This window comes from Methylophaga nitratireducenticrescens, assembly GCF_000260985.4.
In the GTDB taxonomy this organism is placed as follows: domain Bacteria; phylum Pseudomonadota; class Gammaproteobacteria; order Nitrosococcales; family Methylophagaceae; genus Methylophaga; species Methylophaga nitratireducenticrescens.
In genome coordinates this window covers 1,041,238-1,053,408 of sequence record NC_017857.3, presented here as the reverse complement: position 1 = coordinate 1,053,408, position 12,171 = coordinate 1,041,238, and the positions used below count along the sequence as shown (strand labels likewise).

At 44.5% G+C, this 12,171-nt stretch carries 10 protein-coding genes; 8 read left to right on the top strand and 2 right to left on the bottom strand.

Features of this window, described 5'->3' with window-relative positions; all coding sequences use genetic code 11:
- Nucleotides 1–149 precede the first annotated feature (149 nt).
- The 6 genes from Q7A_RS05055 (at nucleotide 150) to Q7A_RS05030 (ending at nucleotide 7,795) form a co-directional block, all read left to right on the top strand.
- Nucleotides 150–1,199, top strand: a complete 1,050-nt coding sequence (locus tag Q7A_RS05055; protein ID WP_014706258.1) for a response regulator — start codon at nucleotides 150–152, stop codon at nucleotides 1,197–1,199.
- A complete protein-coding gene (locus tag Q7A_RS05050) occupies nucleotides 1,168–4,698 on the top strand; it encodes a transporter substrate-binding domain-containing protein (protein ID WP_044326378.1) in 3,531 nt (1,176 codons plus the stop codon). The genes Q7A_RS05055 and Q7A_RS05050 overlap by 32 nt, the downstream gene beginning before the upstream one ends.
- A gap of 107 nt (nucleotides 4,699–4,805) precedes the next feature.
- Complete coding sequence (gene msrB, locus Q7A_RS05045) at nucleotides 4,806–5,210, top strand: peptide-methionine (R)-S-oxide reductase MsrB (RefSeq protein ID WP_014706256.1); 405 nt, start codon at nucleotides 4,806–4,808, stop codon at nucleotides 5,208–5,210.
- Nucleotides 5,197–5,466, top strand: a complete 270-nt coding sequence (locus Q7A_RS05040; protein WP_014706255.1) for a GIY-YIG nuclease family protein — start codon at nucleotides 5,197–5,199, stop codon at nucleotides 5,464–5,466. Before msrB ends, Q7A_RS05040 begins: the two co-directional genes overlap by 14 nt.
- Before the next feature lie 54 nt (nucleotides 5,467–5,520).
- A complete protein-coding gene (locus Q7A_RS05035) occupies nucleotides 5,521–7,119 on the top strand; it encodes an ABC-F family ATPase (RefSeq protein WP_014706254.1) in 1,599 nt (532 codons plus the stop codon).
- A 112-nt stretch (nucleotides 7,120–7,231) separates the two neighbouring features.
- Nucleotides 7,232–7,795 (top strand): BPSL1445 family SYLF domain-containing lipoprotein, encoded by a 564-nt coding sequence (locus tag Q7A_RS05030; RefSeq protein ID WP_014706253.1) that lies wholly within the window; start codon nucleotides 7,232–7,234, stop codon nucleotides 7,793–7,795.
- Between the two features lie 12 nt (nucleotides 7,796–7,807).
- Here Q7A_RS05030 and Q7A_RS05025 read toward each other — a convergent pair whose 3' ends face one another.
- Nucleotides 7,808–8,017, bottom strand: coding sequence for a dodecin (locus Q7A_RS05025; protein ID WP_014706252.1), 210 nt, complete (start codon nucleotides 8,015–8,017; stop codon nucleotides 7,808–7,810).
- A 12-nt stretch (nucleotides 8,018–8,029) separates the two neighbouring features.
- Complete coding sequence (locus tag Q7A_RS05020; protein WP_014706251.1) at nucleotides 8,030–8,848, bottom strand: formate/nitrite transporter family protein; 819 nt, start codon at nucleotides 8,846–8,848, stop codon at nucleotides 8,030–8,032.
- 184 nt (nucleotides 8,849–9,032) lie between these two features.
- On the opposite strand from Q7A_RS05020, the gene Q7A_RS05015 reads away from it, so the two are divergent.
- Both Q7A_RS05015 and Q7A_RS05010 read left to right on the top strand, forming a co-directional pair.
- The gene (locus tag Q7A_RS05015) at nucleotides 9,033–10,841 is read left to right on the top strand and encodes a DEAD/DEAH box helicase (RefSeq protein ID WP_014706250.1); all 1,809 of its coding nucleotides are present in this window, start codon (nucleotides 9,033–9,035) and stop codon (nucleotides 10,839–10,841) included.
- 75 nt (nucleotides 10,842–10,916) lie between these two features.
- On the top strand, nucleotides 10,917–12,146 hold the full coding sequence (locus Q7A_RS05010; RefSeq protein ID WP_014706249.1) for a nucleoside recognition domain-containing protein: 1,230 nt from the start codon (nucleotides 10,917–10,919) through the stop codon (nucleotides 12,144–12,146).
- The last annotated feature ends 25 nt before the right edge of the window (nucleotides 12,147–12,171 follow it).

The following is a 12,171-nucleotide window of genomic DNA, read 5'->3' as shown; positions in this document are numbered from 1 at the left end:
AATTAATAAGCCATAGGGGCCGTTAACTATCTGATATCACAAAAATTGGCTTACATAGACAAGTTATAAAGTTGCTGTTATTTTCACCCTATACCATTTGCAGACATTTAACGGATTGCCACTTAAGTATCTTTTGACAAGGAATCGCGATGGATAATAATGCCAGTGTTTTAATCGTTGATGATGTACCTGACAATATTCAGGTGGCAATGAACTTCCTTAAGGAGGAGCCTTATAACCTCTCCTTCGCAACGCGTGGGCAGGAAGCTCTGGCATTGATGCGAACGCACGATTATGACCTCATACTACTAGATATCATGATGCCGGAAATGGATGGTTATGAAGTTTGCCGGCGTATTAAAGCAGAACCCCGACTTCAGGATATTCCGATTATTTTTGTTACAGCCAAGGTGGATGTAGACTCGATAAGTCAGGGATTTCATGCTGGCGCAGTCGACTATCTCTGTAAACCATTTCATGCTGAGGAACTGCTGGCCAGAGTCAATACCCATCTTTCTCTATATCGCGCTAAAAAGCTTCTGCAACAAAATAACCTCTCTTTGCAAAACAAATACGAACTAAATCAGCAACGACTGATGACCGAGCTGGAACAGAATCAGCTGGAAATGATTTATGTGCTAACGGAGTTGATGGAATCAACTTCAGATGAAACCGGCAAACATATCCGTCGAGTAGCCGAATGCTGCAGATTACTCGCACTTTATCATGAAAGTCTGACTGATGAAGATGCTGATATTCTGTTTCATGCCGCACCAATGCACGATATTGGTAAAATCACCATTCCGCATTCCATCCTCCACAAACCTGGCAAACTGAGTGAAGATGAATTTGCCATAATGAAAACCCACACCACTCGTGCCTATAAAATCCTCAGTAATTCCAAACGTAAATACACCAAGGCTGCTGCAATAATCGCTCATCAACATCATGAAAAATGGGATGGCTCTGGCTATCCCCAAGGACTGAAAGGTCAGGATATCCACGTTTACGGTCGTATCGTCGGTTTAATCGATGTCTTCGATGCTTTGTCACATAAACGCGTATACAAAGATGCCTGGTCATTGGAAACCACTATTGATTACATCAGGAAACATAGCAGTAGTCAGTTTGATCCCTACCTGGTAAGCCTGCTACTGGAACATATTGATGAATTTGTTGCGATTGCCGAAGAAAACTAATTGGCTTTTATTTGCTGTTCTGCTGCTCATCAGTTGTCGACTGTCGGCGCTGACCTTTACTGAAGAAGAACAGGCATGGATGGCCGAAAATCCAGAAATTCTGTTAGGAGCAGATTTTAGTTGGGCACCTTACGACTTTCTGAATGAAGAGGGTGAACATGACGGTATTGCAGCCGATGTTTTAAAACTAATCAGTGAAAAAAGTGGCCTTAGAATTACGGTCAAACCCGATGTCTGGGCCAATACGATGGAAAAAATGCGTACTGGCAAACTCATGGGGTTAAGCTGTGCGGCTGCTACCGAGCAACGACAGGAATTTTTATTATTTTCCAAGCCTTATGTCAGTCTCTCACTGGGCATTATCGTTCAGCAACATCGTGAAGATATTCAGTCCATGAAGGATTTAATTGGCCTTACCGTTGCTGTCAATGAAGATTCCTACCTGCATACCTGGCTGACCATTAATTACCCTGATTTGGATCTGGTGCTTACAGATTCCAATGATGAGTCACTGGAAGCCGTTTCATTCGCCAAAGCTGATGCCTATATTGGCAATATTGCTGTCGCGACCAATGTCATCAAACAGCGTTATCTTTCCAATCTGCGAGTGGTGGCCAAAGTTCCAGACTTCACCACGGATACTTCAATAGCCATTGATAAACGTTATCCTTTGTTATTCAGTATTATAGAAAAATCCCTGGCAGCTATTACCGCAGCTGAAAAGCAACAGATTATTGATAAATGGTATGCCGTTGTCAGTGACAGCAGTGCTTTTAGCGTTTTTCCTTTTGACCAAAGTCGACTTGATTTAACCGAAGCAGAACAACAATGGATAAAAGCCAATCCTGTGGTCAAGCTGGGTGTCGATCCCTATTGGCCACCTTTTGATTTTATCGATAAAAATGGCGAACATAGTGGCATAAGTGCAGATTATTTAAAGCTGATCAGTCAACAAACCGGTCTGCAGTTTCAGTTGCAGTCTTATGCAGACTGGCAAGCGGTTATTGAGGCTGCTCAAGCTGGAAAGATTGAACTCATCGCCGCACTTTCACGAAACACTTTTCGTGAAACGTTTCTCGATTTATCGATTCCCTATCTCGATTATCCACTGGCCATTGCCACGACCAAATTTGGTCACCTGACCAGTCTGGAGCAGTTCCGTAATAAACCTGTTGGTGTGGTAAAAGGCTATTTTGCCGAATCTATATTATTGGCGTACTACCCGGAAATTGACATTGTCTATGTTCCCACAGTCCGTGAGGGCCTGACGATGTTGGCAGCAGACGAAATTGATGCCTATTTTGATATTATCGCCACCATTACCCACAATGCAAGTCAGTCCGGATTAACACATCTTAATACCAGTGTTGTCCGCGAATATTCTTCAGCCTTGCATATTGGTATAGCCAAAGATCACCCCGAACTGTTATCAATAATCAATAAAGCCCTGGCGGCAATTACAGATGATGAGAAGCGCACAATCGATCAACGCTGGATGTCAGTAAATACTATCGAACGCACCAATTACACACTACTTATTCAAGTTGCTGCTGTATTATTTATTATTCTGCTTGCCAGTATCTACTGGAATCGAAAATTACAAATAGAAGTCAATAAACGCCTTGTATCAGAACAACAACTTCGGGATAGCGAAGCGCAGTTACTGCATCTGATCAATGTGATGCCGATGAGTCTGATGGTGACTTCGGCAGAGGATGGCAGCATTCTGCTGGCCAATGAACATTGTTATGAAGAATTGGGATTTTCAGCTGAATTACAACAAACCATCAAAGTTCAGGAGTTTTATGCAGATATTACTCAACGTAAACAAGTCCTGGCACAGCTTGTTTCGGATGGCGAAATTAATGGGGTGATGCTCAAAATCAAAACTCGAAATGGACAGATCATCCAGGGACTATTTTCAATAATTTCGATTCAATATCAGGGCAAGCCTGCTTTTCTGGGTTTTTTCATGAATATGGATGATCGCATTGCACTTGAAAATTCACTAAAAGAATCCAAGACGCATGCTGAAGCAGCGAATTTGGCTAAATCACAATTTCTCGCCAATATGAGCCATGAGATCCGTACCCCAATGAACGCTATTCTGGGTTTTACCGAGCTGTTGGATGAACAAATCACTGAACCTAGACTCAAATCTTTTATTAAAACTATTCGTAGCGCGGGTAATACGCTGTTGTTATTAATCAACGATATTCTCGATCTATCGAAAATTGAAGCCGGAAAGCTGCAACTCAATAAAACAGCTACCGATCCACATCTGCTGTTTGATGAAATAGCCAATATGTTTGTTCTGCAAATCCGCAATAAGGATTTGGCGTTACATTTAGATATTGATCCCGATTTACCCCATGGACTGTTACTCGATGCCACCCGCCTCAGACAGGTGTTATTCAATTTAATCAGTAATGCCGTCAAATTCACTGATACCGGTCATATACGTATTCACGTTCATGCCGATAATGTCGATGATCATCTCAGTAAACTGGATTTACATATCCGGGTTGAAGACACTGGCATTGGTATTCCCGAAGCTGAGGTTGAACATATATTTGAAATTTTTGCCCAGCAGTCAGGCCAGGATGTTCGCAAATACGGTGGAACCGGTCTTGGCTTGTCAATCACCCGCCGCTTGATTGAGATGATGGGTGGTCATATCCGTCTGCAGAGTAAAAGTGGCGAAGGCTCGGTATTCAGTATTGATTTGCCAGGAATTGATATTGCCGCCATTGCCAGTGACAAAATTCGTCAGCAAGCGTTAGCTTTTGATGCCAGCCAGATACGTTTTGAACCCGCCCATATGCTAATCGTTGATGATGTCGCGCATAACCGGGAACTGATACGTCAGCATTTTATCAACAACCATATTCAAACCAGTGAAGCTGAAAATGGTCAGCTGGCTGTGGATTTTGTTAAACAGAATCCGGTAGACCTCGTGTTGATGGATATTCGTATGCCAGTGATGGACGGTTATGAGGCTGCGAAACAAATCAAAATGATTAAACCGGATCTACCTATGGTTGCACTGACTGCTTCAGTAATGAAAGACGCCTATGAGCAGGATAGATTGGACCATTTTGATGCCTATCTGCGAAAACCTGTTTTGCGCAACGAACTGTTTCACGCGCTGAGTGTGTTTTTACGATATCAGACGGTTGACGTCGACGTTATAAAAGCGCCACAGCAGGATTGGTCAATGCTGGACAAAAAGCAGCTGTTATCAATTTTTAATCATTTTCAAGCCGATATTGATGAAATATGGCGTTTAGCCACCCAAAGTAACAGCATGACCGACATTAAAAACTTTGCCCATGAAATCGCCAGGCTGGCTGGCAATCATCAAATTGACACACTGGATCGATATGCCAGTCAGTTATTGGAACGAATTGATGCGTTTGATATTGAGGGCATGCAGATATTGTTGAAACAATTTCCTTCAATGCGTAGCGCGATCCAACAGGCGATGCGAAGCACCTAAGGCTTATTGAGCACTCAGGCACCTCTGATGTAGCTCCCAAAGATCTAACAACACAGGTATGCTTTGCTTTGCAGTTTTTTATACAATGCCCGACATGTTGTAATGTGATGAGCAAAATGAACTCCGATTTAAAAACGGATGCGCAGTGGCGTCAACAACTTAACAATGAACAATATCGCGTCACCCGGCAGGCGGGCACAGAACCACCTTTTTCCGGAGAATACGTCGATCACGATGAGAATGGTCATTATCACTGTGTTTGTTGTGGCCAGGCGTTATTTACTTCTGATGACAAATTTGATGCCGGTTGCGGTTGGCCCAGTTTTTCTTCACAGCTGGAGCATGGCGTGGTGACTCATCATCCGGATTACAGCCACAACATGGATCGTACCGAAGTCCGCTGTCAGCAATGTGAAGCCCATTTGGGACATGTATTTGATGACGGCCCCGCCCCAACTGGCCTGCGCTATTGTATTAATTCTGTGGCACTTGAATTTAATGACAAAGACTGAATGGACGCTGTATATCATACAAGCCGCTAATGGCCATCTTTATACCGGTATTACCACTGATTTAGAGCGTCGCTTAAAACAACATCAAAACCATACCGGTGGGGCGCGTTTTTTTCATACCAGTGATGCTGAGAAAGTGGTGTATCAGGAACAGCATCCTGATCGCAGCAGTGCCAGTCGTCGGGAAGCGGCAATCAAGAAACTCAGCAGGCAACAAAAACTGAACCTTATCGGTAACCCATCAGACCATGTATAATGGCGGGTTTTTTCAGTTCGTCTGAATTTCTCCTTTAGATACAGGATTTTAACTTTGTTAAGCACTGCTAACATTACCATGCAATTCGGGGCCAAGCCCCTGTTCGAAAACGTCTCGGTCAAATTCGGTGGGGGCAATCGTTACGGCCTGATTGGCGCCAATGGTTGCGGTAAATCGACGTTTATGAAAATTCTGGCCGGCGTGCAGGAACCCACCTCCGGTAATGTGAGTTACGACCCCAATGAATCCTATGCCGTATTAAAACAGGATCAGTTTGCTTACGAGGATCAACGCGTAATTGACGTAGTGATTATGGGGCAACCTGAGTTATGGGATGTGCATCGTGAGCGCGATCGCATTTATAACCTGCCGGAAATGAGTGAAGAAGATGGTCTGAAAGTCGCTGAACTGGAAGGTCAATATGCAGAAATGGACGGTTACACTGCTGAATCCCGCGCTGGCGAATTATTATTAGGCGTCGGTATTCCGGTTGAACAGCATTATGGTCCGATGAGCGAAATCGCTCCCGGTTGGAAACTGCGTATTCTGTTGGCGCAGGTATTGTTTGCTGATCCCGATATCATGTTACTCGATGAGCCGACCAACCATCTGGATATTAATACTATTCGCTGGCTGGAAGAAGTATTAAGCCAACGTAGCAGCACCATGATTATCATTTCGCATGATCGCCATTTCCTCAATCGCATCTGTACGCATATGGCCGATATGGATTACGGCGAATTACGTATTTATCCAGGCAATTATGATGAGTACATGATTGCTTCCACCCAGGCGCGCGAACGTCTGCAGTCAGACAATGCGAAGAAAAAAGCACAGATCAAAGAGCTACAGGAATTCGTCTCAAGATTCTCTGCCAATGCCTCCAAAGCAAAACAGGCAACTTCCCGTCAAAAACAAATGGAAAAAATTCAGCTGGATGATATTAAACCTTCCAGTCGAGTGAATCCGTTTATCCGTTTTAACCAGGAAAAGAAACTGTTCCGGAATGCCTTGGAAGTCAGCAAGCTGGCACAGGGGTACGATAACGAAAAACCGCTGTTTGAAAATTTCAGTTTTATGGCAGAAGTGGGCGAAAAAATCGCTGTCATCGGTCCTAATGGTATCGGTAAAACCACCTTTGTAAAAACACTGGTCGGTGAACTGGTACCAAAATCGGGCAATGTAAAATGGTCCGAAAATGCCAGCATAGGCTATTACGCGCAGGATCATGATCATCTGTTCAAAAACGATATGACACTGTTTGAGTGGATGTCCCAATGGGGCAGCCCGGAAGATGATGAACAGGTTATTCGTGGCACTCTAGGCCGGCTGCTGTTCTCCGGTCATATGATCGATAAAAAAGTTAATGTGCTGTCTGGTGGTGAGAAAGGCCGCATGTTGTTTGGCAAGTTGATTCTGCAAAAACCCAATATTCTGGTGATGGACGAACCGACCAATCATATGGATATGGAATCTATAGAATCACTTAATCTGGCATTGGAAAATTACGAAGGTACATTGATCTTTGTCTCCCATGACCGCGAATTTGTATCGTCATTGGCAACCCGTATTTTTGATATGGAAAATGAAGGTATTACCGACTTTACCGGTACCTATGATGAATATCTAAGAAGTCTCGGCATTAATAATTAGTACGCCCAGCAATTGCTGCCATAGCGCTTTTTAATGCGCTGGTCTTCTGCTTCCATCTCCCCGTTTTACATGCTATGTTGAATCCCCAACTACCCCGTTGAGGATTCACAGCATGTTAAACCAACCGACGATTAAATGGTCTGCGCTATTCGCCTCCATGTTTGCTCTACTCATGTTTACTTTCGCTTCCGCCACATACGCGGCTTCAGCCTCAGAGATTGACATCAAGGTTGATGAAGCCTTGAAACGCTTTCAAACAGAGGTTTCAGGCGGTGACCGTTTTCTTGAAAAAGCTTCTGGAGTGTTAGTTTTTCCTGATGTCATCAAAGCCGGTTTTGGTATTGGTGGTGAATACGGTGAAGGAGCATTACGTATCGGTGGCAGCACAGTAGATTATTACAACACCGCTGGAGCCTCTATTGGTTTTCAGTTAGGAGCCCAACAAAAAACTGTGATCCTGGTATTTATGAATGATCAGGCTTTAAAACAATTTCGTGACAGTGAAGGCTGGAAAGCCGGAGTTGATGGTTCAGTCGCTGTCGTTGAGTGGGGTGTAGGCGAAGACATCAACACGACAGACATACAAGATCCCATTGTTGGATTTGTTTTCAGTAATAAAGGCTTAATGTATAACTTGACGCTCGAAGGCGCCAAGTTTACCAAGCTCACCAAATAAGCTGATGACTATTTAACCTTCAATACGGAAACCGATTTTAATAGTGACCTGCCAGTAACGGACACCGCCATTTTCAATATAACCTCGGGTATCCGTTACTTCAAACCAATGCAGGTTTTTAACGGTTTCCGCTGCTTTGGCAATAGCATTTTCAACTGCTTTGTCGGAGCTTTCTGCTGAGCTGCCTGTAATTTCAATATGTTTATAAACATGTTCAGTCATAATTTTTCCTTGTTACTTACGCAAATAGATAAACCAGTAAAACAGACCTACAAAGATACTGCCCCCCAGCATATTGCCCAATGTCACCGGGATCAAGTTATGCCAGAAAAAACCACCAATTGTTAACTGCTCTGAGATGGCGAGCGAGGTTTCTGTTTGTGTTTGCGCCAGTAATCCAGCCGGAATAAAAAACATATTGGCCACACTGTGTTCAAATCCCAGAGCGACAAAGGCAGTAATAGGAAAAATAACGGCCAATACTTTATCTGTGACACTACGCCCCGCCATACATAACCAGACGGCCAGACACACCAGGATATTGCACAATACACCGCGAGCAAATGCCTCCATCCAGCCTAGGTTCACTTTAGTGTCAGCAATCGCCACCACTTTATTTCCAAGAGACCCATCGCCCTGCCACCATAAACCAGTTAAATACATCAACACTAAAATGCCCAATGCCCCCATGAAATTGCCAATATAAACAATTGCCCAGTTCTGAATCAGTTGCCTAAAACTAATCAGGCCATCGATACAGGCCATCACCAATAAATTATTACCGGTAAATAATTCTGCCCCGGCCACCACCACCAGAATCAACCCCAGGCAAAATGCCAGACCACCAAGTAATCGCATCAAACCTGCTGGCATATTGCCAACGTCATAGGTCACCAGTGTGAAGAATGCCGCTCCCAGCGCGATAAACGCTCCGGCTAATAATGAAAGAGCAAACACTCTTAGTGGATCTACAGTACATTTGCTCATACTGATTTTTTCCAGACGACGCGCAATTTCTGCCGGGGTATAAGCATCAACTGAAAATGGATCCATGATATTTTCTCAATTATGAAAAATAAGTTAGCTGATAATCACATACATGTGCTTACAGCACCATGCCCATCGAAATAAATGAATGATTTTGCTATCTTTTCATAGAGCGGACACGTATAATTGCACGCTCGCAAATGTCACTTTTACAGCTTTGTTTCCAAAGCTGCCCATCACAGGTTATTCAATGTCCACACCAGAAAACGATTCAACACCCTCATTCGCTGAGTTAGGGTTAGCTGCTCCAATTTTACAAGCTGTACAACAAGCCGGTTATGAAACACCTTCGCCAATTCAGGCGCAAAGTATTCCGCCTTTACTGGCTGGTAGAGATTTACTTGGTCAGGCCCAAACCGGTACCGGTAAAACTGCTGCCTTTGCCTTACCGCTGTTAAGCCGTATAGATCTGAAAAACAAAGCCACCCAAATGTTGGTGTTAGCACCGACTCGTGAATTGGCTATTCAGGTTTCAGAAGCGATCCAAAGCTACGCTCGTCACCTGAAAGATTTCCATATTCTGCCGATTTATGGCGGTCAAAGCATGGGCATCCAATTACGCTCATTACAACGTAAACCACAAGTCGTTGTCGGTACCCCGGGTCGTATTCTGGATCACATTCGTCGTGGCACATTGAAGCTGGATAAACTTGAGGCATTAGTGCTTGATGAAGCTGATGAAATGCTGCGTATGGGCTTTATTGATGATGTAGAAACCATCCTTAAAGAAACCCCGGAAAAACGTCAGGTAGCGTTATTTTCCGCTACCATGCCCGGCCCAATTCACCGTGTTGCACAGAAATATCTGAAAGATCCGGTGGATGTACGCATTCAATCCAAAACATCGACTGTCACCACCATTAACCAGCGTTACTGGCAAGTGACCGGTATGCACAAACTGGATGCGTTAACCCGCATTCTGGAAGTCGAAGACTTTGATGGCATGATCATCTTCGTGCGCACCAAAAACGCCACTGTTGAGCTGGCTGAAAAGCTGGAAGCTCGTGGTTATTCCGCTTCGGCGATTAACGGCGATATGAATCAGGCATTGCGTGAAAAAACCATCGAACGTATGAAAAAAGGCAGTATCGATATTCTGATTGCCACCGACGTTGCTGCACGTGGTCTGGATATTGAGCGCATGAGCCATGTAGTCAACTACGATATTCCTTACGATACTGAATCCTATGTGCATCGTATTGGTCGTACAGGTCGTGCTGGTCGTAAAGGTGAGGCCATTTTGTTTGTCTCCCCGCGTGAAACACGCATGTTGAGTGCTATCGAGAAAGCGACGCGCCAGGTGATTACCAAAATGCAATTGCCGAGCAGCGAAGATATTGCTGATCGCCGAGTATTGCAATTTATGGAACAACTCAGTGAAACCATTGAGGCACAGGACCTGGCTTATTTCGAAACCTTAATCAGTCAATATCAACAGGAACATAATGCCGATCCGATTGAAATCGCTGCCGCATTAGCCTTTCTGGTACAGAAAGACCGTCCGTTAAAACCGGTTAAACATGTTACACAACGTCCAGCTCGTGAAGAACGCGAACGCGGACCTCGTCAGGATCGTGGTGAACGTCCGGCCCGGGGCAACCGTGAAGACCGTCCACCAAGAGAAAAACGGGCTCCACGTCCACATCCAAACGAGCCGGACATGGATACTTATCGTGTTGAAGTCGGTCGTGCAGACAAAATTGAACCACGTAATCTGGTAGGCGCAATTGCTAATGAGTCAGGTATCGAAAGTCAATTTATCGGTCGTATTACCATTAATGAGGACCATAGTCTGATTGACCTGCCACAAGGTATGCCAAAAGATATGTTCCAGCAAATACGCAAGGTTTGGGTCAATAACAAACAACTGAATATGAGCCTGGCCACTGATGAAGCTGTTGCGGAAAGTGTGGCAGCCCGGCCCTCACGGCGTAACTTCAGTAAAGATCGTAAAGACGGTCCAAAAAGCAAACCGGCTAAGAAATTCAAGAAAAGCTAAAAAATAACGTTTTTCAACATTTAAAAAGTCACTGCCAGCAGTGACTTTTTTTTTGAGCATGCCACAATAGCGTTCATGCTGAATATCATCTGGGTCGCCTTTTTTCTGATTGCCTTTGCGGTGGCTTTATTTAAGCTGCTGGTGTTAGGCGACACCGAAATTTTCAACCAGATCATGCAGGCAATGTTTGCCCTATCCAAAACGGCTTTTGAAATTGCTATTGGCCTGACCGGTATTCTTGCCCTGTGGCTAGGTATTATGAAAATTGGCGAGCGCAGTGGCTTTGTCGAATTATTGACACGAGGATTATCCCCGCTTTTCACCCGGCTGATGCCAGAGGTACCGAAGAATCACCCGGCGCTGGGAGCGATGGTGATGAATATATCAGCTAATGCGCTTGGGCTGGATAATGCCGCGACCCCATTGGGTATTAAAGCAATGCAGGAACTGCAAAAGCTTAATCCGTTAAAAGATACCGCCAGTAACGCACAGATCCTGTTTCTGGTAATTAACACCTCTGCCGTTACATTATTTCCGGTCACTATTTTTACCTATCGCGCTCAGATGGGTTCTGCCAATCCGACAGATGTCTTTATCCCGTTGTTAATTGCCACCTATTTTTCGACTTTGATTGGTTTAATCACTGTGGCCGCAGTACAGAAAATTAACCTTCTGGACCGGGTAGTGTTGATGTACCTAGGGGGATTCAGTGCCTTTGTATTTGGTCTGTTAACCTATTTTTCCAGTCTGGAACAATCACAGATGTTGGTGCAATCTGCCATTATCAGCAATGTTGTCATTTTTTCACTGGTCATCGCTTTTATCGTCGCGGCGGCATGGCAACGGGTTAATGCTTATGAGGCATTTATTGAAGGGGCCAAAGAAGGTTTCTCGACTGCAGTAATGATTATTCCCTATCTGGTTGCGATGTTGGTTGCAATTGGCGTTTTCCGTGCCAGTGGCGCGCTTGACTTAATTGCGGATGGTATTCGTACTGGTGTGCTGGCGTTGGGAATGGATGATAGGTTTGTCGATGCCTTACCCACCGCGTTAATGAAGCCTTTCAGTGGCAGTGGTGCCCGTGCCATGATGATCGATACCATGGAAGTTCATGGGGCAGATTCGTTTGCCGGGAGACTGGCTTCAATAGTTCAGGGCAGCACTGAAACCACTTTTTATGTGTTGGCGGTATATTTTGGTGCGGTTGGAGTTCAGAAAATTCGTCATGCTGTTGCCTGTGGTCTGGCAGCAGATGTTGCCGGCATCACCGCAGCCATTCTGGTCGCCTACTGGTTCTTCGGTTGAAAGATTATTGCCTGAATACTTTGCT